The sequence below is a fragment of the Nocardioides pymetrozini genome (assembly GCF_046058985.1).
Classification (GTDB): domain Bacteria; phylum Actinomycetota; class Actinomycetes; order Propionibacteriales; family Nocardioidaceae; genus Nocardioides.
On the sequence record NZ_CP175556.1, the window covers coordinates 3,219,455 to 3,243,492 of the forward strand.

25 protein-coding genes are annotated in these 24,038 nt (G+C 73.6%); 15 read left to right on the top strand and 10 right to left on the bottom strand.

Annotated elements, in window-relative coordinates; all coding sequences use genetic code 11:
- The first annotated feature begins 82 nt into the window (after nucleotides 1-82).
- Genes ACJ5H2_RS15770 through ACJ5H2_RS15780 form a run of 3 tightly spaced genes read left to right on the top strand, consistent with a single transcriptional unit; the run spans nucleotide 83 to nucleotide 3,780 of the window.
- On the top strand, nucleotides 83-1,048 hold the full coding sequence (locus ACJ5H2_RS15770) for a helix-turn-helix transcriptional regulator (RefSeq protein WP_408896368.1): 966 nt from the start codon (nucleotides 83-85) through the stop codon (nucleotides 1,046-1,048).
- A 9-nt stretch (nucleotides 1,049-1,057) separates the two neighbouring features.
- A complete protein-coding gene (locus ACJ5H2_RS15775) occupies nucleotides 1,058-2,728 on the top strand; it encodes a DUF885 domain-containing protein (RefSeq protein WP_408896369.1) in 1,671 nt (556 codons plus the stop codon).
- A 5-nt stretch (nucleotides 2,729-2,733) separates the two neighbouring features.
- Nucleotides 2,734-3,780 carry a DNA glycosylase AlkZ-like family protein gene (locus tag ACJ5H2_RS15780; protein ID WP_408896370.1) on the top strand — a complete coding sequence of 349 codons (1,047 nt, stop codon included), beginning with the start codon at nucleotides 2,734-2,736 and terminating at the stop codon, nucleotides 3,778-3,780.
- Nucleotides 3,781-3,823: 43 nt separating this feature from the next.
- On the opposite strand, the gene ACJ5H2_RS15785 is transcribed toward ACJ5H2_RS15780, so the two are convergent.
- Nucleotides 3,824-5,119 carry an HNH endonuclease gene (locus ACJ5H2_RS15785; protein WP_408896371.1) on the bottom strand — a complete coding sequence of 432 codons (1,296 nt, stop codon included), beginning with the start codon at nucleotides 5,117-5,119 and terminating at the stop codon, nucleotides 3,824-3,826.
- A 370-nt stretch (nucleotides 5,120-5,489) separates the two neighbouring features.
- Nucleotides 5,490-6,692 (bottom strand): homogentisate 1,2-dioxygenase, encoded by a 1,203-nt coding sequence (locus ACJ5H2_RS15790; RefSeq protein ID WP_408896372.1) that lies wholly within the window; start codon nucleotides 6,690-6,692, stop codon nucleotides 5,490-5,492.
- A gap of 88 nt (nucleotides 6,693-6,780) precedes the next feature.
- Here ACJ5H2_RS15790 and ACJ5H2_RS15795 point away from each other — a divergent pair, with 88 nt between their 5' ends.
- Genes ACJ5H2_RS15795 through ACJ5H2_RS15805 form a run of 3 tightly spaced genes read left to right on the top strand, consistent with a single transcriptional unit; the run spans nucleotide 6,781 to nucleotide 9,562 of the window.
- Nucleotides 6,781-7,647, top strand: coding sequence for a hypothetical protein (locus ACJ5H2_RS15795; protein WP_408896373.1), 867 nt, complete (start codon nucleotides 6,781-6,783; stop codon nucleotides 7,645-7,647).
- Nucleotides 7,644-8,855 carry a fumarylacetoacetase gene (gene fahA / locus ACJ5H2_RS15800; RefSeq protein ID WP_408896374.1) on the top strand — a complete coding sequence of 404 codons (1,212 nt, stop codon included), beginning with the start codon at nucleotides 7,644-7,646 and terminating at the stop codon, nucleotides 8,853-8,855. The genes ACJ5H2_RS15795 and fahA overlap by 4 nt, the downstream gene beginning before the upstream one ends.
- A gap of 41 nt (nucleotides 8,856-8,896) precedes the next feature.
- Nucleotides 8,897-9,562, top strand: a complete 666-nt coding sequence (locus ACJ5H2_RS15805; RefSeq protein WP_408896375.1) for an IclR family transcriptional regulator — start codon at nucleotides 8,897-8,899, stop codon at nucleotides 9,560-9,562.
- A gap of 66 nt (nucleotides 9,563-9,628) precedes the next feature.
- Here the strand turns inward: ACJ5H2_RS15805 and ACJ5H2_RS15810 are convergent, their stop codons facing one another.
- Genes ACJ5H2_RS15810 through ACJ5H2_RS15830 form a run of 5 tightly spaced genes read right to left on the bottom strand, consistent with a single transcriptional unit; the run spans nucleotide 9,629 to nucleotide 14,518 of the window.
- A complete protein-coding gene (locus tag ACJ5H2_RS15810; RefSeq protein ID WP_408896376.1) occupies nucleotides 9,629-10,960 on the bottom strand; it encodes an MFS transporter in 1,332 nt (443 codons plus the stop codon).
- Nucleotides 10,961-11,015: 55 nt separating this feature from the next.
- The gene (locus tag ACJ5H2_RS15815) at nucleotides 11,016-12,434 is read right to left on the bottom strand and encodes an FAD-dependent oxidoreductase (RefSeq protein WP_408896377.1); all 1,419 of its coding nucleotides are present in this window, start codon (nucleotides 12,432-12,434) and stop codon (nucleotides 11,016-11,018) included.
- Entirely contained in the window at nucleotides 12,434-13,201 is a 768-nt protein-coding gene (locus tag ACJ5H2_RS15820) for an SDR family NAD(P)-dependent oxidoreductase (RefSeq protein ID WP_408896378.1), read from the bottom strand. The genes ACJ5H2_RS15815 and ACJ5H2_RS15820 overlap by 1 nt, the downstream gene beginning before the upstream one ends.
- Nucleotides 13,194-14,021: an SDR family NAD(P)-dependent oxidoreductase gene (locus tag ACJ5H2_RS15825; protein WP_408896379.1), complete on the bottom strand. Its 828-nt coding sequence runs from the start codon at nucleotides 14,019-14,021 to the stop codon at nucleotides 13,194-13,196. The genes ACJ5H2_RS15820 and ACJ5H2_RS15825 overlap by 8 nt, the downstream gene beginning before the upstream one ends.
- On the bottom strand, nucleotides 14,018-14,518 hold the full coding sequence (locus tag ACJ5H2_RS15830) for a nuclear transport factor 2 family protein (protein ID WP_408896380.1): 501 nt from the start codon (nucleotides 14,516-14,518) through the stop codon (nucleotides 14,018-14,020). The genes ACJ5H2_RS15825 and ACJ5H2_RS15830 overlap by 4 nt, the downstream gene beginning before the upstream one ends.
- 140 nt (nucleotides 14,519-14,658) lie before the next feature.
- On the opposite strand from ACJ5H2_RS15830, the gene ACJ5H2_RS15835 reads away from it, so the two are divergent.
- Together ACJ5H2_RS15835 and ACJ5H2_RS15840 are read left to right on the top strand one after the other, a co-directional pair.
- Nucleotides 14,659-15,357 (top strand): IclR family transcriptional regulator, encoded by a 699-nt coding sequence (locus tag ACJ5H2_RS15835; protein WP_408896381.1) that lies wholly within the window; start codon nucleotides 14,659-14,661, stop codon nucleotides 15,355-15,357.
- 26 nt (nucleotides 15,358-15,383) lie between these two features.
- Nucleotides 15,384-15,983 carry a Maf family protein gene (locus ACJ5H2_RS15840; protein ID WP_408896382.1) on the top strand — a complete coding sequence of 200 codons (600 nt, stop codon included), beginning with the start codon at nucleotides 15,384-15,386 and terminating at the stop codon, nucleotides 15,981-15,983.
- A 27-nt stretch (nucleotides 15,984-16,010) separates the two neighbouring features.
- Here ACJ5H2_RS15840 and ACJ5H2_RS15845 read toward each other — a convergent pair whose 3' ends face one another.
- Nucleotides 16,011-17,210, bottom strand: a complete 1,200-nt coding sequence (locus tag ACJ5H2_RS15845) for an acyl-CoA dehydrogenase family protein (protein WP_408896383.1) — start codon at nucleotides 17,208-17,210, stop codon at nucleotides 16,011-16,013.
- 93 nt (nucleotides 17,211-17,303) lie between these two features.
- On the opposite strand from ACJ5H2_RS15845, the gene ACJ5H2_RS15850 reads away from it, so the two are divergent.
- From ACJ5H2_RS15850 to ACJ5H2_RS15865, 4 genes are read left to right on the top strand one after another with little or no spacing between them, the layout of a single operon-like run.
- On the top strand, nucleotides 17,304-17,882 hold the full coding sequence (locus ACJ5H2_RS15850) for a hypothetical protein (protein ID WP_408896384.1): 579 nt from the start codon (nucleotides 17,304-17,306) through the stop codon (nucleotides 17,880-17,882).
- 40 nt (nucleotides 17,883-17,922) lie between these two features.
- Nucleotides 17,923-18,405 (top strand): PH domain-containing protein, encoded by a 483-nt coding sequence (locus ACJ5H2_RS15855; RefSeq protein ID WP_408896385.1) that lies wholly within the window; start codon nucleotides 17,923-17,925, stop codon nucleotides 18,403-18,405.
- Complete coding sequence (locus ACJ5H2_RS15860; protein WP_408896386.1) at nucleotides 18,402-19,904, top strand: PH domain-containing protein; 1,503 nt, start codon at nucleotides 18,402-18,404, stop codon at nucleotides 19,902-19,904. The genes ACJ5H2_RS15855 and ACJ5H2_RS15860 overlap by 4 nt, the downstream gene beginning before the upstream one ends.
- Entirely contained in the window at nucleotides 19,901-20,305 is a 405-nt protein-coding gene (locus ACJ5H2_RS15865; protein WP_408896387.1) for a type II toxin-antitoxin system PemK/MazF family toxin, read from the top strand. Before ACJ5H2_RS15860 ends, ACJ5H2_RS15865 begins: the two co-directional genes overlap by 4 nt.
- Here the strand turns inward: ACJ5H2_RS15865 and ACJ5H2_RS15870 are convergent.
- On the bottom strand, nucleotides 20,295-21,002 hold the full coding sequence (locus ACJ5H2_RS15870) for a TetR/AcrR family transcriptional regulator (protein ID WP_408896388.1): 708 nt from the start codon (nucleotides 21,000-21,002) through the stop codon (nucleotides 20,295-20,297). The genes ACJ5H2_RS15865 and ACJ5H2_RS15870 overlap by 11 nt on opposite strands.
- Before the next feature lie 132 nt (nucleotides 21,003-21,134).
- Between ACJ5H2_RS15870 and ACJ5H2_RS15875 the strand changes: the two genes are divergently transcribed.
- On the top strand, nucleotides 21,135-22,067 hold the full coding sequence (locus tag ACJ5H2_RS15875) for an NAD-dependent epimerase/dehydratase family protein (RefSeq protein WP_408896389.1): 933 nt from the start codon (nucleotides 21,135-21,137) through the stop codon (nucleotides 22,065-22,067).
- On the opposite strand, the gene ACJ5H2_RS15880 is transcribed toward ACJ5H2_RS15875, so the two are convergent.
- Nucleotides 22,057-22,941: an AurF N-oxygenase family protein gene (locus ACJ5H2_RS15880; protein WP_408896390.1), complete on the bottom strand. Its 885-nt coding sequence runs from the start codon at nucleotides 22,939-22,941 to the stop codon at nucleotides 22,057-22,059. The two genes, ACJ5H2_RS15875 and ACJ5H2_RS15880, sit on opposite strands and share 11 nt — an antisense overlap.
- A gap of 61 nt (nucleotides 22,942-23,002) precedes the next feature.
- Here ACJ5H2_RS15880 and ACJ5H2_RS15885 point away from each other — a divergent pair, with 61 nt between their 5' ends.
- Nucleotides 23,003-23,686, top strand: coding sequence for a TetR family transcriptional regulator (locus ACJ5H2_RS15885; protein ID WP_408896391.1), 684 nt, complete (start codon nucleotides 23,003-23,005; stop codon nucleotides 23,684-23,686).
- Nucleotides 23,683-23,973 (top strand): DUF4873 domain-containing protein, encoded by a 291-nt coding sequence (locus tag ACJ5H2_RS15890; RefSeq protein WP_408896392.1) that lies wholly within the window; start codon nucleotides 23,683-23,685, stop codon nucleotides 23,971-23,973. The genes ACJ5H2_RS15885 and ACJ5H2_RS15890 overlap by 4 nt, the downstream gene beginning before the upstream one ends.
- Nucleotides 23,974-24,038: the final 65 nt, after the last annotated feature.

Sequence of the window (24,038 nt, forward strand, 5' to 3'; positions counted from 1 at the left end):
GGCGGCCGGGGTGGTCCCCCGTCCTCGTGTCTCCGACGGTAGAAGCCATTGCGGAAAGGTTTCTTCCGGTTTAATCGGGTCCATGACGACGACCGCGGGACGGGTGCTCGAGCTGCTCGGTCTCCTGCAGGCCCGGGTGGAGTGGACCGCGCCGGAGCTGGCGCGGCAGCTCGGCGTGACCGAGCGGACGGTGCGCAACGACGTCGCGCGGCTGCGCGAGCTGGGCTATCCCGTGGACGGGGTCCGCGGCCGGACCGGCCACTACCGGCTGGGCGTGGGCGCGAAGCTGCCGCCGCTGCTGCTCGACGACGAGGAGGCGGTCGCCGTCGCGGTCGGCCTGCGGACCCTCACCGGGGTCGCCGGCTTCGAGGAGAGCGGCGGTCGTGCGCTCACCAAGCTCGAGCACGTCCTGCCCGACCGGCTGCGCCGTCGAGTCACCGCGCTGCGGGACGCGACCGAGGCCGGACCGGTCAACACCGACTCCAATGTCGAGGATCCCGAGGTCGATGCCGGGGTCCTCGCCGAGATCGCGGACGCGATCCGCGACCATCGCGGCCTGCGCGCGTTCTACGGCGAGGAGCAGGAGCGGATCGAGATCGAGCCCTACCGGGTGGTGGCCTGGCAGCGGCGGTGGTTCGTGGTCGGCCGCTCCCCGGCGAGCGGCACGTGGGCGCCGTACCGGGTCGACTGGCTCACCCTGCGCATTCCCGGCGGCCGCACCTTCCGCCCGGCCTCGCTGCCGGGAGACCTGACCGAGCTGGTCGTGCGCGAGGTGGCGCGGACCGGCTGGGCGGTGCACGCCCGGCTCGTGATCGACGCCCCCGCCCCGGAGGTGCTGGCGCGGATCAACCCCGCCGTGGGCGTCGTGGAGCCGCTGCCCGACGGGCGGTGCGTCCTCGTCACCGGCGGTGACAGCCTGGAGGTCGTCGCGGTGTGGATCGGCATGCTCGGGCTCGACTTCACCGTCGAGTCCCCGGCCGCGCTCGTCGACCACCTGCGGGTCCTGGCGCGGCGATATGCGGATGCCGTTGTCGGGAGCCCCTCCTAGGGTGTCGCCATGACGCGCCTCGTGGACGCCCGCACCGACCGCTTCGTCGAGGATCTCGCCGCGCTCGACCCGCTCACGGCGACGTACGCCGGCATCCCGGGCCACGACGACGCGCTGCCCGACCTCTCCCCCGACGGCTTCGCCGCGACCGAGGAGCTGCACCGGCGCGCGCTCGCCGAGGTGGCCGCGCTGCCGGCGGCCGACGAGCGCGAGGAGGTCGCCAAGGCGGCCTTCCTCGAGCGGGTGGGGCTCAGCGTCGAGCGCGCTGACGCCGGGGTCGAGCGCAGCGAGTTCTCGGTGATCTCGAGCGCGATCCACGCGGTCCGCGAGGTCTTCGACCTGATGCCCACCGAGACCGGCGAGCACTGGGACGCGATCGGCGCCCGGCTGTCGGCCGTCCCGGCGGCGTTGGAGGGCTACCGCACGACCCTGCTGGAGGAGGCATCCGCGGGACGGGTCTCGGCGAAGCGGCAGTACGCCGAGGTCGCCGGACAGGTGCGGGGCTGGACCGGCCAGGAGGGCACCGCCGGCGACTATTTCGCCACCGTGGTCGCCGCAGCACCGTCGGCGCGCCGCGAGGCGCTGAGCGCCGCGGCGGCGCGCGCCTCGGCGGCGTACGCCGACTTCGGGCGCTTCGTGGAGACCGACCTCCTCCCGCGGGGGCGCGACGTCGACGGCGTCGGCCGCGACCACTACGCGCTGGCCTCCCGCTACTTCCTCGGGGCGAGCGTCGACCTCGAGGAGACCTACCGCTGGGGCTGGGAGGAGCTCAAGCGGATCGAGGACGACATGGCCGCCACCGCGGGGCGGATCGTGCCCGGAGGCTCCGTTGCCGACGCCGTGGCGGCCCTCGACGCCGACCCGGCGCGCGACTGCGGCAGCAGGGAGGCGTTCCAGGCCTGGATGCAGGAGAAGTCCGACACGATCCTCGCCGACTTCGACGGACTGCACTTCGACATCGCGGAGCCGATCCGCACCCTGCAGTGCAAGGTGGCTCCCATCAACGACGGCGGCGCGTGGTACACCCCGCCGTCGGAGGACTTCTCCCGGCCGGGGACGATGTGGTTCTCCTTCACCGACGGTCACTCGCCGTTCTCGACTTGGCGCGAGACCACGACGGTCTTCCACGAGGGCGTCCCGGGCCACCACCTGCAGTGCGCGCAGGCCGTGCACCGGGCCGACCTCCTCAACCGCTGGCAACGGCTGCTGTGCTGGGTGAGCGGGCACGGCGAGGGGTGGGCGCTCTACGCCGAGCGGCTGATGGACGAGCTCGGCTACTTCGCGGACCCCGGCGACCGGCTCGGATTCCTCGACATGCAGGGCTTCCGCGCCGCGCGGGTGGTCGTCGACATCGGCGTGCACCTGGGCCTCACGGTGCCGCCGGACAACCCCTTCGGCTGGCGCCCGGGCGAGACGTGGGACGCGGACCTCGCCTACGAGTTCATGCGCGCGCACTCCCGCATGGACGACGGCTCGCTGCGCTTCGAGGTCAACCGCTATCTCGGCTGGCCGGGCCAGGCGCCGTCGTACAAGGTCGGCGAGCGGATCTGGCTCGACGCCCGTGCGGCCGCGCAGGCCCGCCACGGCGGGGCCTTCGACCTCAAGGCCTTCCACACCGCGGCCCTCGACCTCGGCGGGCTCGGCCTCGACCCGCTGCAGGCCGCGCTCGCGCGCCTCTGAGCGACGTGGTCGTCCTCGACCGCCAGCAGGCCCGCCGGATCGCGGTCCGCGCCCAGCTCCTCGACCGCCGCTCCCACGGGTCGGTGGCCGAGGTGGTCGACGAGCTGACCCTGCTGCAGGTCGACCCCACCGCGGCCGTCGCGCCCAGTGTCGACCTGGTGCTCTGGTCGCGGCTGGGCGACGACTACGAGCACTCCGACCTCACCTTCGCACTGGAGACCGAGCGCTCGCTGGCCGAGCTGTCGTCGTACGTGCGGCCGATGGACGACATCGGCCTGCACCTCGCCGTGGCGCCGCGGGAGCTGCACCCGAGCGTCCACGACTGGCTGGCCGCCAACCAGGGCTTCCGGGCCGACGTGCTGGCCCGGATCGCGGCCGAGGGGCCGCAGACCGCGGCCGACATCCCCGACAGCTGCGAGGTGCGGTGGGCGTCGAGCGGGTGGAACAACGACAAGAACGTGAACCGCCTGCTCGAGGTGTTGACCCTGATGGGCGATGTCGCGATCAGCGGGCGGCGCGGGAAGGTGCGGGTCTACGACCTGTCGGATCGGGTGTACCCCGCCGACCTCGACGTGCCGTCGTACGACGAGGCGCGGGCGGCGCTCGACCGGCGGGAGCTGGCCGCCCTCGGCCTGGCCCGCTCCGGGCCGGGCGAGCTCGTCACCGTGGACGGGTGCGAGGGCGAGTGGCGGGTCGACCCCGACGCGATGGCCGCGGTGGAGGCGCCGTTCGAGGGGCGCATCGCCTTCCTCTCGCCCTTCGACCGCCTCGTCTACGACCGCGAGCGTGCCCTGGACCTGTTCGACTTCACCTACGTCCTGGAGATGTACAAGCCCGCCGCAGCGCGCCGCTGGGGCTACTTCGCGCTGCCGATCCTCGTGGGGGACCGCCTGGTCGGGAAGCTCGACGCGAAGGCCGACCGCAAGTCCGGAGTGCTGCGCGTCAACGCGGTGCACGAGGACCTCCCCTGGGACCCGGCCACCGGTGACGCCGTCGACGCAGAGCTCACCGCTCTCGCGGCCTGGGTGGGACTGGACCTCGCACGCGCCTGAGGCCCCGCGGGTCGGGGGTCCTGCGGGGTGTGGGGCGGGGTGGCTACTCGTCGGGCGGGTGCGCGGTGTGGACCGGGTGGGTGCCGCGGTGGTCGACGCGGAAGGCGTGGCCGTTCGGGCTGGTCCACACATAGGTGCCCGGGGTCGGGGTGTCGTAGTGCCAGGCCGAGTGGGTCTTCGCGCGATGGTGGCGTCGGCAGAGGGGAACCTCGTTGCACGGGCAGGTCACCCCGCCCTGGGCATGGGGGGTCGCGTGGTCGATATCGCAGCGGGTCGCGGGGCGGGTGCAGTGCGGGAAGCGGCACGTGTGGTCGCGCAGCGCGACGGCTCGCTTGTGGCGGTCAGGGACCTCGTAGCTCGTGACCGGGACGTGGTCGGTCAGGTCGATGACCGGGCGGACGGTGATGGTCGTGTCATGGGCCTGCAGCCATTCCCGGATCTGCTCGCTACTGATCGGGCAGTTGCCCTGCTCCCACCGACCGACCGGGTTGGCTCCGGTGAGGGTGGTGTCGGTGATGTGGACGTTGAGCTCCACCCGACGCCCCGGCACCACGGTCCCGGTTTCGCCGGTGTCGGGGTCGGGGATGAGCAGATCCAGGGCGAGGTCGGCACGAGCCAGTTCGGCAGCGGCCTTCGACCTACGCACATCCAACGAGGACTCGTCACCCAAGCGGCCGAGGACCTCAGCACGCCGCGCGACCGCGAGGTTGAGGTCGTGCCCGTCCGCAGCGTCAAGCAGCCCGGACACGGCGACGAGGCCGTGGTCGTCGACGTGGGTGTCGATGTCGAACCGTCGACCGTCGGCGGCCTTGGCTCGTTCGGCTTCGGCGGTGGCGGGGTCGAACCGCAGCACGGCTTCGGTGATGAGCCGGTCGAGCTGGGCCCACCCGACCCCGGTGGCGTCGAACAGCTGCCGGTCCACAAACGCAGCGGCTTCGGCGTTGAGGCCGTGGGTGCGTTCGGCGATCCGCTCGGCCCGCCACGGCGCCAGCCGGCCGGCGACCACCGCGTCGTGCACATGGGGCAGGCGCCAGGCGCACTCGATCACCCGACCGACGTACGCCCGCCCACCATCCGGCGAGCGACCGAGCACCGCGACCAGCTCCATCAGCCCGAACTCCGACACCAGGGGTGCACCCTCGCCGGCGATCGGGACCCCGGTGTCGAGATAGCCCTCCGTGATCGTGGCGGCACCTTCGGGACCCGCGACGACGTGGTTGCTGGCCCAGGCGACGATCGCCTCCCACTCCTCGACCAGGAGCCGCTGACGAGCCCGGACACCATCGGCCACACGCGACAGCAGCTCTGCTGTCGAACGAGGCGTGGTCCCGAGATCCATGACTGGATTCTCCCACCGACGTACGACACAACGAACGGGAGAAAACCCGCCTGGGGACAGGCGAAACCCGTCCGGCAGCTGTGAATACCCACTGCAACATGACGTGGCGAAAGTGGACCGGGACCACCGCAACCACAGGGGTCAGACGGGCAGAACCTCAAACCCGAACGGGGCGTCCAGCCAACCAGCTCAACCACAGCGGCGCGCCACCACGTCAATCGAAAAATCAACCGGGCACCCAGCAAACCCGGAAGGCACACAGCACCACCCCCGCAGGCCAGAACCGACCACTCGACAGGTCAGAACCGACCACTCACCGGGTCAGAACCGACGACTCGACGGGTCAGAACCGACGACTCAACGGGCGGGGTCAGTCGAGTGCGCGTGCCCAGGTCCAGGCGTACTCCGGGTCCTCGCACGCGAGTGCGCCCTCGCCGAGGTCGAGGGGCGCGAAGGTGTCGACCATGACCGCGGACTCCTCGAAGTACTCCGCGCCCAGGGACGCCTCGATGGCCTGCGGCTGCGGGCCGTGGGCGTGTCCGCCGGGGTGCAGCGAGATCGAGCCCAACCCGATGCCCGAGCCCTTGCGGGCCTCGTAGTCCCCGGCGACGTAGAACATCACCTCGTCGGAGTCGACGTTGGAGTGGTAGTAGGGCACCGGCACGGCGAGCGGGTGGTAGTCGACCTTGCGCGGGAGGAAGTTGCAGATCACGAAGTTGTGGCCCTCGAAGACCTGGTGCACCGGCGGGGGCTGGTGGATCTTGCCGGTGATCGGCATGTAGTCGTCGATGTTGAAGGTGTAGGGGTACAGGCACCCGTCCCAGCCGACGACGTCGAAGGGGTGCGTCGCGTAGGTGTAGCGGGTGCCGACCACCTGGCCGCCGACCCGATGCTTGACCAGCACCTCCACGTCGGTGCCACCCTCCCCGGCGCCCTGGTCGGCGAGGTGGACCTCGGTCGGCCCGTGCAGGTCGCGCTCGCAGTACGGCGCGTGCTCGAGAAGCTGGCCGTAGCGCGAGAGATAGCGCTTGGGCGGGGCGATGTGGCTGTTGGCCTCGATGGCGTAGAGGCGCGAGGGCTCGGCGGGCACCCAGCGGTGGGTGGTGGCGCGCGGCAGGAGGACGTAGTCACCGGCTCGATAGGGCAGCACGCCGAAGACGGTCTCGACCGTGCCGGAGCCGGACTCGACGTACACGCACTCGTCCCCGATGGCGTTGCGGTAGAGCGGCGACGGGCCGGCGTCGGCGCCGCCGGTGACGACATAGGAGATGCGCACGTCCGCGTTGCCGAGCACGAGCCGCCTGTCGGTGACGGCGTCGGTGCCGGTGCGGAGGTCGTGCAGCTTGAGGTGGCGCGGCTTCAGCGGATGGTTGGGCACGCGCGCCTGGTCGGGCAGCTCCCAGGGCTCCGCGGAGGTGATCGCGGACGGGACGCCGCGGTGGTAGAGCAGCGAGGAGTCGGAGGAGAAGCCCTCCTCGCCCATCAGCTCCTCGTAGTAGAGCCGGCCGTCCGGGCCGCGGAACTGGGTGTGCCGCTTCTGCGGGACCTCGCCGACCTGCCGGTAGTACGCCATCGCCACCCTCCGGGACTTCTGCTCGCGATCGTTCGATATCCGAACATTGCCTGTTCTCATTCCGAACGGTAGTCGCTACAGTGAGCGCGTGTCCATCCCCCTGCCCTTCCAGCGCCTCGTCGACGACGCCGCGATCTTCCCGCCGGGCCTGGCCCCGCTGCCCGAGGCCGTGCGCGCCCACCGCGCCCACCCCGCGCGCCCGTACGCCGAGCTGGTCGGCCCGCTCGTCGTGGACACCGCTCGGCTCGACCAGCTCGGCGGCCTGGACGCCGCGGGCATCGCGGTGACCGTCGTCGTACCGGCGCCCGAGGAGCTGCGCGGGCTCGGCGCCCGCGCCGAGGCCGCCGGGGTGCTGCTCGCCGGCGTCGAGGTGAAGCTGGGCGGGGCCGGGAGCGCCGCCGAGCAGGTCGCGACGATCGCGACCGACGCACCCGGCGTGCCCGCGTACGTCGAGGCGCCGCGCCCGAGCGAGCCCGCCTGGGCCGAGACGCTCGACGCCGTCGCGGAGCACCAGCTGCGCCTGAAGTTCCGCACCGGCGGCACCGAGGCCGCCGCATTCCCGACCGAGGACGAGGTGGCGACCTGGATCGCCGGCGCGGTCGGCCGCGGGATCGCGTTCAAGTGCACGGCGGGACTGCACCACGCGGTGCGCCACACCGGCCGGGAGACCGGATTCGAGCATCACGGCTATCTGAACATCCTGGTCGCGACCGGACAGGCGATCGCCGGCGCGAGCCACGCGCAACTCGTGGCGACCCTCGCCGAGCGCGACGCCGCACGGCTCGCCGAGGCCGTGCGCACCTCCCCGGAGGCCGCCGCGGCCCGAGGGGCGTTCACGTCCTACGGCTCGTGCAGCGTCGCCGAGCCCTACGCCGACCTCGTCGCCCTCGGCCTCGTCGATCCCGTCTCCAGCCACGTTCCCAGCCCCGAGCCCACCGAGGAGTCCCCCCGATGACCGACCAGCAGACCTGGGTGCAGGGCGCCGCCGGCAGCCTGTACGACGTCGACAACCTCCCCTACGCCGTGGTCACCACCGGCAGCGGGGACGGGCCCGGCCGGATCGGGGTGCGCATCGGCGACCGGGTGCTCGACCTCGGCGCGGCTGCCCGCGAGCTGCGGCCCGCGTGGACCCCCCTGCTCGACGTCCCCGCCCTCAACCCGCTGCTCGCGGCCGGCGCGACGACGTGGGCCGAGGTCCGCGCGTGGGTGGTCGACCTGCTCACCGACCCCACCCACCAGAACCGGGTGCGCCTGCTCCCGGTGGACGAGGTCACCTGCCTGCTGCCGTTCGCGGTCGCCGACTACGTCGACTACTACGCCTCCGAGCACCACGCCACCAATGTCGGCCGGATCTTCCGCCCCGACGGCGACGCGCTGCTGCCCAACTGGAAGCACCTCCCGGTCGGCTACCACGGCCGCGCCGGCTCGATCGTCGTCTCCGGCACGCCCGTGCGCCGGCCGGCGGGACAGCGCAAGGCGCCCGACGAGACGGCGCCCACGTACGGCCCGAGCCGCCGGCTCGACATCGAGGCCGAGCTGGGCTTCGTCGTCGGCCGCTCCGTGCCGCTCGGCACCCGGGTGGGCACGGGCGAGTTCGCCGAGACCGTCTTCGGCGTCACCGGCGTCAACGACTGGTCGGCGCGCGACATCCAGGCGTGGGAGTACGTCCCGCTCGGCCCCAACCTCGCCAAGTCGTTCGCGACCTCGATCAGCGCCTGGGTCACGCCGCTCGCGGCGCTCGAGCCGGCCCGGGTGCCGCTGCCCGGCCAGGACGTCCCGGTGCTGCCCTATCTGCAGGAGGAGAGCCCCTCCGGCTACGACATCGAGGTCGAGGTCGAGCTGAACGGCACGGTCGTCGCGCGCCCGCCGTACCGCACGATGTACTGGTCCCCCGCGCAGATGCTCGCGCACCTCACCGTCAACGGAGCCTCGTTGCGGGTCGGCGACTTCTACGCCTCGGGCACCATCAGCGGCCCCGAGAAGGACCAGCGCGGCTCCTTCCTCGAGCTGTCCTGGGGCGGTCGCGAGCCCTTCCGCGCCGGCGGCGCGGAGCGCACCTTCCTCGAGGACGGCGACGAGGTGGTGCTGCGCTACACCGCGCCCGGCGCGCGGGGGCGGATCGGCCTCGGCGAGGTCCGTGGGACGATCCTGCCGACCGTCTGACCATCGGCGCGACCAGCAGCAGGACCACGAGAGGTGCACAGGTGTCCGACTCCGGCTCGCAGACCCTCGAGCGCGGCCTGGCCGTGCTGCTCGAGCTGGGCCGGCACCCCGAGGGGCTGACCGTCGCCGAGGCGGCGGCGGCCTGCGGGCTGCACCGTTCGATCACCTACCGGCTGCTGGTTTCGCTGCACCGCACCGGCTTCGCGGCGCGCGACGAGGAGGGCCGCTACACCGTCGGTCCCGCGACCGCCGACCTCGCCGAGCACAGCCGCCCCCGCCTGCGCGACGTGGCCGAGCCGGTGCTGCACCAGCTGGCCCTGGAGATCGACGCCACGGCCAGCCTGGTCGAGGTCAGCGGCGACGCCGCGGTGACCACCGTGGTCGCGGAGCCGCCGACGGACGGGCCGCGCTTCTCCTACCGGCTGGGCAACCGCGACCCCCTCGACCGGGGCGCCGGCGGCCTCGCCGCGCTCGCGTCCGGACCGCCGCGGGCGGGCGAGCCGGCCCGGGTGGCCGCCGTGCGCGCGGCCGGCCACGTGACGACCGAGGCCGAGCTCAACCCGGGGGCCTACGGCATCGCCGCTCCCCTGCCCGGCTGGCACGTGCTGGCCGCGGTCAACGTCGTCACCTCCCGGCCGGCCCTGCTCACCTCCGCCGTCGAGCCGGTACGCCGCGCGGTCGCCACGATCACGGCGGCGCTGGGCTGACCCGGGACGACGAAGCCCCCGCCGGTCCGGCGGGGGCTTCGCGCCGCGGCGCGGTCCTCGCGCCCCTCAGATCGTCTCGGTGACGGCGGCGGGCGTGCCCGTGGCCGGCTTCACCCAGATGAGCAGCACGATCGCGAGGCTCATGCAGGCGGCGGGGAAGGTGAGGCTGAAGATCACGTCGTCCGCGGCGGCGGTCTTGCCGATCACGAAGGGCCCGAAGAACCCGCCGGCAGCGGCGATGGCGTTGATCGTCGCCAGACCGACCGCGGTCTGGGAGCGGGTGAGCGCCTCGGACGCCAGCGCCCAGAACGGCCCGAGATAGGAGAAGACGCCGATCGCGAGCAGACACAGGCCGATCATGCCGAGCGCCGGGGTCTCCTTGAACACCATCGTGACGACCAGGCCGGTGACGGCGACCGCGAGGGTGGTCATCACGATCGGCTTCCGGCTCCCCAGGAGGTCGGAGTAGCGGGCGACCAGGAGCATCGCGACGGCGCCGCACACGTAGGGGATCGCGCCGACGAGCCCGATGTTGGTCGAGGAGTAGTCGGGGTTGAGCTGGGCGACGATCTGCGGGAGGAAGAAGGTCATGCCGTAGAGGCCGACGGCGTAGAGCAGGTTGATGAAGGCCAGGTAGAGGATCTTCGGGTCCTTGACCGCGTCCAGGGAGATCTCCATGTGGCCGTCGTCCTCGACGTCGTACTCGCTGCTGATCTCACCCTCGAGCCAGTCCGACTCCTCCTTGGTGAGCCACCGCGCCTTGCTCGGACGGTCGGCGAGGTAGACCAGGGCCCAGACGCCGAGGAGCACGGGCGGCAGGCCCTGGAGGATGAACACCCACTGCCAGCCGGCGAGGCCGAACCAGTCGACGTGGTCGAGGATGACCCCGGCGCTCGCGCTGCCGATGAGCAGGGCGACCGGCTGGGCCAGGGAGAACCCGGCGATGCCGCGACTGCGGTCCTGCGAGCGGAACCAGAAGGTCATGTAGAGCAGCAGGCCCGGGAACAGGCCGGCCTCGGCGACGCCGAGCGCGATCCGGGCGATGTAGAGCTGGGTGGTGTTCTGCACGAACCCGGTGAGCATCGTGATGATGCCCCACGAGATGGCGATCCGGGCCAGCCAGATCCGCGCGCCGACCTTCTTCATGATGATGTTGCTGGGCACCTCCAGCACCGTGTAGGCCACGAAGAAGATCGCGGCGATGGTGCCGTAGGTCGCCAGGCTGATGCCGAGGTCGGTGGACATCTGCAGCTGGGCGTAGCCGATCGCCGCACGGTCCATGTAGTTGAACATGTAGAGCAGGAAGGCGGCCGGCAGCACGGAGCGCTGCACCTTCCGCAGGACGGTCGCGCCGTTCACGGTCGCTCCCGAGCGGGCCGCGGGGATGCTGGTGGACATAGGGACTCCAGGGATCCGATGGGTGGGATGGTACTGCTGCCGAGATCAGCGGGGCTCAGCTGGCGGAGGCGGCGTTCTGGCCGGCCAGGCGGCCCATGGTGAGGGCGTTGGCGACGGCGTTGCCGCCGCCGACGTACCGGTTGCCGAGGACGCCGCCGCCGGCCTCCCCCGCGGCGAACAGGCCCGGGATCGGCCGGCCCCGCTCGTCCAGGACGGCGGCGCTCGCGTCGATCTCGAGGCCGGCGTGGGTGCAGACGAGCTCCGCCGGAAGCACGCGGGTGGCGTGGAAGGGCGGGCTCGCGATGGGGGCCGGGGGCTGGGTCGCCCCCTTCGCCGCCAGCGTCTGGTCGCGCTGGAAGTCGGGGTCGCTGCCGTGGGGCAGCTGGTCGTTCCACCGCTCGACGGTGGCGACGAGCCGGTCCGCGGGCACGTCCATCCGCGCGGCCAGCGACGCGAGGTCGTCGGCGCGCAGGACGGCGCCCTCGCCGACCAGCTCCTCGACGCGGCCCGGCGTCCAGTCGGCATAGCCCTCCGGCAGCGCGCGGCGCGCGGCCTCGTCGAAGACCATCCACGCCGGTCCGCCCTGGGCGTCGATCAGGCCCCCGGACACGGCGTACGACGCGTCCTCGTCCATGAACCGACGGCCGTGGTCGTTGACGTGGACCCGGGAGACGGGCGGGAAGCCCGCCTGCCAGTGGTGGGAGCGGACGAACTGCGCGGTGGGGAGCAGGAGTCCCCAGCCCTCGCCCGCCACCGCGGCGTCGACCTGGCGGCCGAAGGCGAGGTGGTCGCCGCGCGAGCCGGGCGCGGCGACGACGAACAGGGACTCGCCGGCGCGCAGCGCGTCGGGGAACCAGCGCTCGACGAGCGCGGCGTCCTGGGCGAGGCCACCCGAGGCGACCACGACCGCGCCGGCGCGCAGCTCGACACCGTCGGCGACGACTCCGGCGACGCGCTCGTCGTCGAGGAGCAGGCGCTCGACCCGGGTGTGCAGCACCGCCTCGACGCCGCGCGCGCGGCGCGCCCGGTCCAGGACCTGCACCAGCCCGTAGCCCTGGTCCTTGGGGACGTGGGCGCGCCACACGTCCTCCACACCGGCCCGGGTGAGCCCCGGGGTGTGCGCGTCGTGCGAGACCCGGGCGGGCACCTCGACGCCGAGGTCGAGGAGCCACTCGAGCGTCGGCGCGGTGAGCTCGCAGAAGCGGCGGACCAGGCCGGGCTTGAGCAGCCACTGGTTGAGGTCCATGTAGTGCTGGAAGAAGCGCTCGACGGAGTCCTCGATGCCCAGGGCCTTCTGCACGCTCGTGCCCGCGGCGGTGAACATGCCGGCGGAGAGCTGGGTGGAGCCGCCGAGCTCGCCCTCGGACTCGAGGAGGAGGACGCTCCGGCCGCGCTCGGCCGCCGAGGTGGCGGCGGCCAGTCCGGCGCCGCCCCCACCGACGACGACCACGTCGTAGTCCTGCTCGGCCACCATCAGAGCCCTCCCTCCATCTCGGTGAGGATCCGGTGGTAGGTCCCGTTCGAGACCAGGCCGCCGTCGACGGTGAGCTCGGCCCCCGTCATGTACGACGACGCCTCGCCCAGCAGGAAGGCGACCACTCCGGTGACCTCCTCGGGCCGGCCCACCCGGCCGAACGGGATGCTCGCCACGGCGGAGTCGACGAAGCCGTCCGAGCCCGCGAGCAGCGGCGTCTCCACCAGACCGGGGTGCACCGAGTTGACCCGGATCCCCCATCCCGCGAGCTCGCCCGCGGCTGACTTCGTCAGTCCCCGCAGGGCCCACTTGGAGGTGGAGTAGGACGGGGAGAAGTAGCCGATCTGGCCGGCGATCGAGGAGATGTTGACGACCGACCCGCCGCCCGCGTCGCGCATCAGCGGCGCGCAGGCCTGGATCCCGTAGAACGGGCCGTCGACGTTGACCGCCATCACCTGGCGCCATACGTCGTGCCCGGTGTCGAGGAAGCGCAGCCGTCGCGAGATGCCCGCGTTGTTGACCAGCCCGTGCAGGGCGCCGTGCTCGGCGCGGACCGTCGCCACGAGCGCGGCCCACTCCCCCGGCTCGGTGACGTCGAGCCGGTGGGCGCGCGCGGTGCCCCCGGCGGCGCGGATCTCGGCGACGACCGGCGCGCAGTCGGCCACGTCGGCCAGCACGACCGACCAGCCGTCGGCGGCGAGGGCCCGGGCGTGGCCGGCGCCCATCCCGCCGGCGGCGCCGGTGACCAGGACGACGCGGTCAGACATGCCGCGACCCGCCGTCCACCGCGAGGATGTGGCCCGTCACGTAGCGAGCGCTGTCGGAGAGCAGGAACAGCATCGGCCCGACGATCTCCTCGGGCGAACCGAGCCGGTGCAGCGGGATGCTGTCGAGCGCCCGGGCCAGGGCCGGCGGGTCGTCCTGGACCCAGCGGGTCATCTCGGTGTCCACGAAGCCGGGCGCGATCGCGTTGACCCGGATGCCGAGGTCGCCGTACTCGACGGCGAGGCACTCGGTGAGGTGGGCCACCGCCGCCTTCGACGAGCAGTACGCCGCCCGGCCGCGGCGCACCCGCACGGCCGCGACCGACGCCATGTTGACGATGGAGCCGCCCTCGGCCATGACCGAGGCGGCCGCCTGGGCGCCGTACAGGACTCCTTCGACGTTGATCGCGAGCGTCGCCTGGATCTGGCTGACCGGGATGTCCGCGGCGGGGGCCTCCGGGAAGATCCCGGCGTTGTTGATCCACAGGTCGACCCGGCCGAAGCGCTCGACGGCGAGCTCCGCGACGCGCTGCTGGGCGTCGCGGTCCCGGACGTCGACGGCGGTGCTCACGACCTGGCCGGCGCCGGCGAGACCGGCGTTCTCGGCGGCGAGCTCCTCCGCCGTGGCGCTCATCAGGGCGGCGTCGAGGTCGGCGCCGACCACCTGCACGCCCCGAGCGGCGAGGGCGGCCGCGAAGCGCGCACCCATGCCGCGCCCGGCGCCGGTGATGACGGCGACCTTGCCGCGCAGGTCGGGGTGGTCGACGACCATCGGTGCCCCCTGGACGCGTCCGGGGTGGTCGGCGGTGGCGGTCGGGGTCATGCGCTGGCTCCTTGCTGGTCGGCGGGCTGCTCGGGCTGCTCGGGGTGGTCGGGGTGGTCGGGGTGGTCGGGGGGCTGGGTGTCGTCGCGGCGGACGCGCCGGTGGGCGACCCGCCAGGCGCCGTCCGTGCGCACGAGGTCGTCGGCGAGCGTGGTCAGGCGGACCAGGCGGCTGGCCTCCCCCTCGGGGGTGGCGACGATCTGCAGGTACGCCCGTGCGCGGACCCGGTCGGGGTCCGGGCCGGGGAGCACGTCGACGTTCGTCACGACATGGCGCAGCCGGGTCCGGCCGGCGACGCACCCGGCGTGGAAGTCCGCCGCGAACGCCGTCAGCGCCGCGGTCCCGACGGCGGGAGCCGGGTACGACGGCGAGTCGAAGACGCCGTCGTCGGCGAAGGTCGCGGCCCAGCCGGGAGCGTCGCCCTCGTCGATGAGCCGGGACTGCCGCGCGTAGAGGCGCGTCACGGAGACGACCACCTCGTCCGAGACCTCGGTCACCGCTCCTCCTTCCAGATGTGCGTTATTCGCACTATTAGTGCTATAACCGGGCATGAGGTTAAGCACGTCACAGTCCCGGGGTCAAGCCCGGACGTGACCCGGAGCACGCCGCGGCGATGGAGGCGGACACAATGAGGCGCATGAGCGAGGCAGACGAGGTCGTCCTCGACGCGTCCATGTCGAAGACCCTCCACGCCGGCCTGCGGGTGCTGGAGGTGCTGAGCGCCCACGGCGGCGGCATGACGATCACCGAGATCGCCGATGCCGTCGGCGTGCACCGCACGGTGGCGCACCGGCTGCTGCGCACGCTCGAGGCGCACCGGCTGCTCCGCCGCGACCGGGCCAAGCGGTTCCATCTCGGCACCGGGCTGGTCCCCCTCGCCGAGCCGGTGGAGCGCGACCTGCGCGCGGCGGCCCTGCCGCTGCTGGAGGACCTGGCCGACCGCGTCAGCGCGACCGCGCACCTCGTGGTGCAGGAGGACGCCGGTCACGTCCGCGCGCTCGTCGTCGTCGAGCCGCGCAACGCCTCGGCGCACGTGGCCTTCCGCCCCGGCCAGCTCGATGCCATCGACCGGGGCTCGGCGGGCATGGCGATCCTCGCCGGCCAGCCCGCCCGCCCCGGCGAGCGCGAGGAGGTGCGCGTCGCCCGGTCCCGCGGGTACGCCGTCAGCTACTCCGAGATCGTCCCCTCGGTGCACGGCGTCTCTGCGCCCGTCCCGGCCTCGCGCGTCGGCGCCTCGATGAGCGTGGGCGTCTCGGTCTTCGAGGTCGGGGAGGTCGCCGACCTCGGCGCGGCGGTGGTCGACGCCGCGGTCCAGCTGGCGCGTGTCGTGGGCTGAGCCCGGCGCCTCGTTAGGGTGACGGCGTGCCGACCTTCGTGCTCGCCTCCGCCTCGCCCGCCCGTCTCGCGACCCTGCGCGGCGCCGGCCTCGACCCGGTGGTCGTCGTGTCCGGCGTCGACGAGTCCCAGCTCGGCGAGCTGCCGCCGGCCGAGCTCGCGCTGCGCCTGGCCGAGCTCAAGTGCGGCGCGGTGGCCGGACGCGACGAGGTGCCCGCCGATGCGCTCGTGCTCGGCTGCGACTCGGTGCTGGACCTGGACGGCGCAGCGCTCGGCAAGCCGGCGGACGCGGACGAGGCGGTGCGGCGCTGGCAGGCCATGCGCGGCCGGTCCGGCGTGCTGCGCACCGGCCACTGCCTGCACGACCGCGCCACCGGCCACCAGGTCGCCGCGACGGCGTCCACGGTGGTCCACTTCGCCGACGTGAGCGACGAGGAGATCGCGGCGTACGTCGCGACCGGAGAGCCGCTGCACGTCGCCGGCGCCTTCACCGTCGACGGCCTCGGTGGCGCCTTCGTCACGAGCATCGACGGCGACCACCACAACGTCGTCGGGGTCAGCCTGCCGCTGCTGCGGGGGATGGTCCGCGAGCTCGGGCACCGGTGGACCGAGCTCTGGGCGCGCTGACCAGGCTCGCCGACGCGGCGCTGCTCGCTACTCGACGGGCAGACCGAGGCCCCGAGCGATGAGCATCCGCTGCACCTCGGAGGTGCCCTCGCCGATCTCGAGGATCTTGGCGTCGCGGTAGAAGCGCGCGACCGGGTACTCCTCCATGAACCCGTAGCCGCCGAAGACCTGCGTGGCGATCCGGGTGGCGGTCACGGCGGACTCGCTGGCGTAGAGCTTCGCGACGGACGCCGCCTGCTTGAACTCCCTCATCGACGGGCCCCGCCCGCCGTCCATCGCGTCCTTCATCGCGGCCGCGCGATAGGTGAGCATCCGGGAGGCGTGCAGCATGACCTCGAGGTCGGCGATCTGGAAGGCCACGCCCTGCTTGCGCCCGATCGGGCCGCCCATGGTCTGCCGGTCGAGGGAGTACTCCACGCACAGGTCGACGCAGGCCTGGATCAGGCCGACGGCGAGTGCGGCGATGGCGACCCGGCCGTCGTCGAGGATGGCCAGGAACTGCGCGTACCCGCGGCCCCGCTCCCCCACCAGGTTGTGCTCCGGCACCCGGCAGTCGGTGAACGAGAGCGGGTGCGTGTCGGAGATGTGCCAGCCGAGCTTGTCGTAGCTGGGCTCGGCGACGAAGCCCGGGGTGCCCGCGGGCACGATGATCGCGGAGATCTCCGGCTTCCCCGACGCCGTGACACCGGTGCGGGCGGTGACGGTCACCAGGCTGGTGATGTCGGAGCCGGAGTTCGTGATGAACTGCTTGTTGCCGTTGATCACCCACTCGCCGTTGTCGAGCTCGGCGCGGGTCTTGGTGGCGCCGGCGTCGGAGCCCGCACCCGGCTCGGTGAGCCCGAAGCCGGCGAGCCGCTGGCCGGAGACCAGGTCGGGCAGCCAGGTCTTCTTCTGCTCGTCCGTGCCGTAGGTGAGGATCGGGTTGATGCCGAGGCCGACCCCCGCCTCCAGCGTCACGCCGAGGGACTGGTCGACGCGGCCCAGCTCCTCGATCGCCAGGCACAGCGAGGTGAACGGGCCGTCGGCGGCCTCGAGGCCGGCGCCGCCGTACTCCTCCGGCGCGGTCAGGCCGAAGAGCCCCAGCTCCCCCATCTTCTGGACCACGTCGGTCGGGAAGTGGTGGGCCTTGTCCCACTCCGCCACGTGCGGGCGGATGGTGGCCTCGGCGAAGTCCCGGACGGTACGGCGGAACTCCTCGTGCTCGCGCGACAGCTCGAACTGGGTCATGGGGCCATCCTAGGCCAGGAGGTTAATGTTTGTTAACCACGGGCTCCGGGGTTTCTGCGCCGCGACGCACCCCGATGGCCCAAGATGGCGCCCATGAGCCCCCTGCCCCGCGCCCTCGTCCGCGCCGCCACGGTCCTCGCCTGCACTGCGGGTCTGGTCGCCGCCCCGTCCCTCGCCTCCGCCGCCGAGCTGGTCCACACCGACCCGGCGGGCGACGTCCGCACCGGCGGCACGGAGTCCGAGACCGGACGGCCCGCGCCCGGCGAGCGGCGCACCGACATCCGCAACGTGCGGATCAGCCACAGCGTCGACGCCGTCACGGTCCGCATCCGCACCCGTGGCGCGCTGCCGCGCAAGAAGGTCTTCGTCACCGTGACGCTGCGGACCCCCGCCGGCGCGTACGAGGCCTCCTACATGAAGCTCTTCGGGACGACCTACCAGGGCGTGGCCCAGGACATGGAGGACATCGACTGCCCGGGGTTCGTCGCGGACCTCGGCGGCAAGGTCACCACCCTCACCATCCCGACCTCGTGCATCGGCTCCCCCGAGTGGATCCGTGCGGGCGTCGGCGTCGGCCAGCTGCGGGGCGAGCGGTGGACGGCCGACGACGGGCTGCGTCGCGGCCTCCGTGGCCAGGACCTCCGCCTGTCCCAGAGGATCGCCCGCGGCTGAGCGCCCGGCACGCGACCCCGACCCCCGTAGGCTCACCGCCGTGAGCCAGCTGCGCGATCCCGCCCACCGGGTCAGCCCCCGGGCCCGCCTCCTGTGGCACGTCGAGACCGGCGTCTCGGCGCTGGTGGTGGCGATCGGGCTGGGGGTAGCGGCGGTCCTGGCGGGACCGGACCGGCTGCGCTGGTGGCTGGTCGCGGTCGAGGTCCTGGCGTGCGCCGCGGTGGCCGTCGTCGTACCGCAGTGGCGCTATCGGGTGCACCGCTGGGAGGTCTCCGCCGACGCGGTCTACACCCAGCGTGGGTGGTGGGCGCGCGAGCGCAGGATCGCGCCGATGTCGCGCGTGCAGACCGTCGACTTCGCCCAGGGCCCGCTCGCCCGCCTGTTCGGGCTCGCGACGGTGACCGTCACCACGGCCTCGGCGGCGGGGCCGCTGCAGATCGAGGGCCTCGACCGCCCGGTCGCGCTCGCCCTCGTCGACGAGCTGACCCGCAAGGCCGACCTGGTCGAGGGCGACGCCACGTGAGCCTGCCCGTCCCGCCTCCCGCGCCTCCGGCGCCTCCCGTGCCTCCGGGCGGGGTCGTGCCGTGGCAGCGGCTCGACCCCCGGATGCTCCTGGTCCACCCGGTCAAGGAGGTCGCCAAGTTCCTGCCGGTCCTCCTCGGACTGCTGGTCGCCGGCAGCGCCTCGGGCGCCGGCCCCTGGGCGCTCTTCGGCGTCTTCCTGCCGGTCGGCCTCGGCGTGGTCCGCTATCTCACGACGACCTACCGGATCGCCGGCGGGCGGGTCGAGCTCCAGCGCGGCCTGCTCCAGCGCCACACCCTCGCCACGCCGGTCGACCGGGTCCGCACCGTCGACCTGACCGCCTCGCCGATCCACCGCGTGCTCGGGCTGGCGACGGTGGTGATCGGCACCGGCAGCGTCGTCAACGACAGTGACGAGCGGCTGGAGCTGGACGCCCTGCCGAGGGAGGAGGCCGCCCGGCTGCGCGGCGCTCTGCTCCGCTCGGCCGCGCCCGGGACGGCGCCGTCGGTGGACGCCGAGGCTGCGGCGGAGCAGGTCGTCGCCCGCTTCGCCGCCCGCTGGCTGTGGTACGCGCCCTTCAGCGGCACCGCACTGGTCGGCCTCGGCGCCCTCGTCGGCGTCGTGCTCCAGCTGGCGGAGTCGGTCGAGATCCGGGTGAGCGAGGACGACATCGCCGCGATCGACCGGGCCTTCGTGGCGGTCGTGGTCGGGGGTGCCGTCCTCCTGGTCACCGCCCTCGCGGTCGGCGGCTACCTGGTGACCAACGGCGGCTTCGCGGTGTCCCGGTACGGCGGCGCCTGGCACGTGCGGCGCGGCCTGCTCACCCGGCGCGAGACCAGCATCGACGTCGCCCGCCTGGCCGGGGTCACCCTCGGCGAGCCCGCAGCCCTGCGCCTGGCCCAGGGCCGGCGGGTCCGCGCGATCGTGACCGGCCTGAGCGGCACGCAGTCCAGCTCGGCGGTCCTGCTGCCGCCCGCGCCGCGCGCCGTCGGGTACGACGTCGCCTCCGCCGTCGTCGGCACCAGCGCCCCGGTCACCGGGCCGCTGCTCCCCCACGGCCGCGCGGCAACGCAGCGCCGCTACACCCGGGCCCTGGTGGGCGCGCTCCCCGTCGCCGCACTGGTCGTCGCCCTCGTCGCGGCGGGCGCGCCCCTCGCGCTGCTGGTGACCCTCGTGCTTCCCCTGGCCGTCGCCCTCGGGCTGGCCCGGGACCGCGCGACCGCGCTCGGGCACGCCTTCGTGGACGGCCACGTCGTCATGCGCTCGGGATCGGTGCTGCGCGCCAGGGACGCACTGGCGGCGTCCCACGTGATCGGCTGGAACCAGCGGGCGACCTGGTTCCAGCGCCGCGCGGGGCTCGTCACCCTCGCCGCGACGACCGCCGGCGGCAGGGGGCGGATCGTGGTGCCCGACGTTCCCGTCGCCAGCGCGATCGAGCTCGCGGAGGCCGCGACGCCGGGGCTCGTCGCCCAGTTCCTCGAGCGAGGAGTGCGCTCGTGAGCGGCCGGCCCGACGGCTCGTACGCGCCCGTGGCGGACGACCGCCCGGACCCGGGTGAGGTGGTCTGGGCCTGGGTGCCCTACGAGGACGACCCGAGCCAGGGCAAGGACCGCCCGGTCCTGGTGATCGGCACCGAGGAGGCGGCCGACGGCCGCGAGGTCCTCCACTGCCTGGTGATGACGAGCAAGGACCACGACCGCGACGAGGCCCAGGAGGCCGCCGCCGGCAGGTACTGGATGGACCTCGGCACGGGAGGGTGGGACCCGCGCGGCCGGCCGAGCGAGGTCCGGCTCAACCGGCTGCTCGTCCTCGACCCGGCGCAGGTCCGCCGGGTCGGCGCCGCCCTGGACCCACGGCGCTACGCCGAGGTGGTCGCCGCGCGGCAGCGCTTCATCCGCTGAGCCCGAGGTCCGCGGCGAGGGTGGCCAGGTGGTGCTCGAAGAGCGCCGCCGGGTCGCCGAACGCGCCGGGACCGTACTGACCGAACACCTCGAAGCTGATGCAGCCGAACATCCCTGCCCACGCCAGTACGCCGACGGCGAGGACCTCGTCCGGGACGTCGATGCCGAACTGCTCGCGCACGTCGTCGAAGCCGGCGACCAGGGTCGGCGGCACCGGGGCGGCCGGCTCCCGGACGGCCAGCGAGCCGTCGGCGAGGGCGGCGGCGGCGATCTCGAGGAGCATGCGCGCCACCCGCGTTCCCGGCCCGGTCGTCCGCTCCGCCGGCGCCTGGTAGCCCGGCACGGGGGCGCCGTACAGCAGGGCATAGGTGGCCGGCTCGGCGAGCGCCCAGGCCCGGACCGCTCTGCCGAGCGTCAAGAACCGGTCCCGGTGGCTTCCCCCGGCCACCGCGGGCTGACGCAGTGCCGACGCGACCGCGTCCGCCATCTCGTCGTAGCCGTCCACGACCAGCAGGGTGAGCAGGTCGTCGCGGCTCTTCACGTACCGGTAGACCGCCGAGGAGACCACCCCGAGATCGCGGGCGACCGCGCGCAGCGACAAGGCGGCAGCGCCGTACTGGGCGAGGTGCTGGCGCCCGATCCGGGTGATGTCCTCCATCGTCTGCGCCCGGGCGCGTGCCCGCGGAGTGGTGGCCATGCCCGCATCATCGCACAGATGTGAACAGTTGCCGCAAAAGCGAGCAGTGCTCTTGCTTTTGCGGGCGCGGGCGGGCATCCTCGAAAAAGAGAGCACCGCTCTCGCTTACGTCATCCGAGAGAGGAACCCCCCATGAGCCACCACGTCGTCACCGGAGCCGGCCCCGTCGGCAGCACCGTCGCCCTCCAGCTCGCCGACCAGGGCGAGCGCGTCCTCCTGGTCACCCGCTCGGGCAGCGGCCCGGAGCACCCCTTGGTCGAGCGGCGCCGCGCCGACGTCACCGCGCCGGGCGCGCTCGACGCCCTGCTCGAGGGCGCGGCCGCGGTCCACCACTGCGTCCACGCCTCGCGGTACGACGCCGCGACCTGGCGCGCCGAGCTGATCCCCGCCGAGCGGGCCCTGCTCGACGCGGCGGGCCGCGCGGGCTGCGTCGTCGTCTTTCCCGAGAGCCTCTATGCCTACGGCCCGGTGTCCGGCCCGATCACCGAGGACCTGCCCCGCACCGCGTCCGGCGGCAAGCCGGGGATCCGGGCCGAGCTCCTCCGGGCGCGGGCGGCGTCGACCACACCGACCGTCAGCGTCGCCGCGTCGGACTTCTTCGGGCCCCGGGTGCTGACCTCCCACGCGGGCGAGCGGCTGGCCACGGCGATCCTCTCCGGCCGCACCCTGCGCGTCGTCGGCAGCCTGGACCAGCCGCACTCCTTCACCTACGTGCCCGACCTGGCCGCCGCGATGATCCGCGCCGCGGCCGACCCCGCGCTGCACGGCTCGTTCCTGCACGCACCGACGGGCCCGGCCCTGACCCAGCGCGAGCTGGCCACCGCGTTCGCGGCAGCAGCGGACGCCCCGCTCCCCCGGCTCGGCACCCTCCCCGCCGGCCTGCTGCGGACGATCGGCCTCGTGCACCGCGACACCCGCGAGCTGGCCGAGATGAGCTACCAGTTCACGGCACCGTTCGTGGTGGACTCGAGCCGGAGCGAGGAGCGGCTCGGGCTCAAGGCGACGCCGTTCGACGCCGCGATCCGCGAGACGGTCGCGTGGTGGCGGACCCGCGTCAGCGCATGAGGAAGGAGGCCCGCCAGACCTTCCGGTCGCGCTCGGACACCATGCCGTTCTCCTGCAGGACCGGCACGACCTTCTCGCCCATCCAGGCGATGGTCTCGCGGTAGGCCTCGTTGCCGAGCGCCTGGCGGCGCGCCTCCTGCGGGTCGAGCCCGACGGCGGCGTACACGTCGGGGTGGACCAGGGAGCGCATGGTGACGTACGCGACCTGGGCGGTCATCGCCTGGTGCCAGCGCCGGGCCGTCCGACCGAGTCCGCGCACGGCCTTGGCCAGCTCGTCGCGGGCGAAGGTCACGTGCCGCGCCTCCTCGGTCACATGGATCCGCGCGACCATCCGGGTCAGCGGCTGGATCCGCTCGTCGCGCATCATCTCGCGCTGCCAGCGGTCGACCGGCTCCTCGCCGATGAGGATGCCGGCGTAGGCACTGGCGCCGCGCAGCGCCAGCGGGCCCAGCCGGGCCAGCCGGTGCGGCGTCGGTCGCGGGCCGTACGCCGGCACGCCCATCGCGCCGATCGCCCGGCCGAACATCACGGTGTGCCGGGTCTCGTCGCCGACCTCGGTCAGCGCGAACTGCGTGCGCGCGGAGGTGGGATCGGCCCGGTACGCGTCGCGCAGCAGGATCTGCATCAGCACGATCTCGAACCAGATGCCGACGCTGGCGATGCTGGCCACCTCGTGCATGGACAGGGTGATCCGCTGCTCCTCGCTGAGCCGGCGCCACATCGCAGTGCCGTAGAGCGACATCCGCTCCGGCTGCATCCACCACAGGCCGGGGACGGGGGGCGCGCTCCAGTCGAGGTCGACCTCGGGGTCGTAGGACTGGCGGGCGGTCGAGCGCAGCAGGCGCTCGGACAGGGCGTCGTCCACGACGGTCACGGCATCTCCTCCGGGGGACTAGGTATTACCGTTGGTAACAGATAAGAGTACTCTTGCCGCCATGACCCCCCACGTCAAGAGCGACGGACGCACCACCCGCTGGGACCGGCACCGCGCGGAGCGCCGCGAGGAGTTCGTCCTCGCGGCCGTGCGCGCCATCGACGCCCTCGGGCCCGACGCGGCGGTGGCCGACATCGCCGCCGAGGCCGGAGTGAGCAAGCCGGTCCTCTACCGCTACTTCGCGGACAAGAGCGAGCTGCATGCCGCCGTGGGCGCCTGGGCGGCCGACCTGGTCCTGGCCCGGGTCCTCAGCGCGGTGCTCGCTCCGGCATCGGCGCGCGACCGGGTGACCGCGGGCGTCACGGCGTACCTCGACACGCTGGCCGAGCACCCCCAGGCCTTCCTCCTCCTCAGCCGCCCCGCCGGGGGCACCGACCCGCTCGCGGCGGGCAAGGACCAGATCGCGGCGAAGCTGACCCGGCTGCTCGGCGACGCGCTGCGCCATCTCGGCGGCGACGCGGGCGCGGCCGAGCCGTGGGCACACGCCGTGGTCGGCCTGGGCACCTCCGTCGGGCAGTGGTGGCTCGAGCGGCACACCGTGTCGCGGGCCGCGGCCGCGCGGTACCTGAGCGACTTCATCTGGCACGCACTCTCGGGCGCGGCCGCGGAGAGCGGAGTCGAGCTGTCCCGCCTCGACGCGGGCACCGACGAGGTCACCCCCCTGCGCTCGGAGCGCCGCTCGTGACCGCGCCGGAGGCCCACGAGCCGCAGGAGGCCTACGACGGCCCGGCGGTCCTCGTCGTCGACGACACCGAGCATCCCGTCGCGGTCACGCTGCGTGGCGCCTTCCAGCCGCTGGACGGTCACTTCCACTGGTACGGCCGGATCGCCGTCGACCCCGCCCTCGACGCCGTCCGCAGCGGCTCCACGGTGCGCCTGCGCACCGCCCACGGCGAGGCCGCCGGAAAGGTCGCCGACGTCGACCCGTGGGGGCGGTTCCGGGTGAGCGGGACGGGGCGGCCGCCGTTCTGAGCGGCGCCGGCGCGAGTTTCACCGGCCGGCCGGTGAAACTCACGCCTGGACGAAGAAGCTTCATC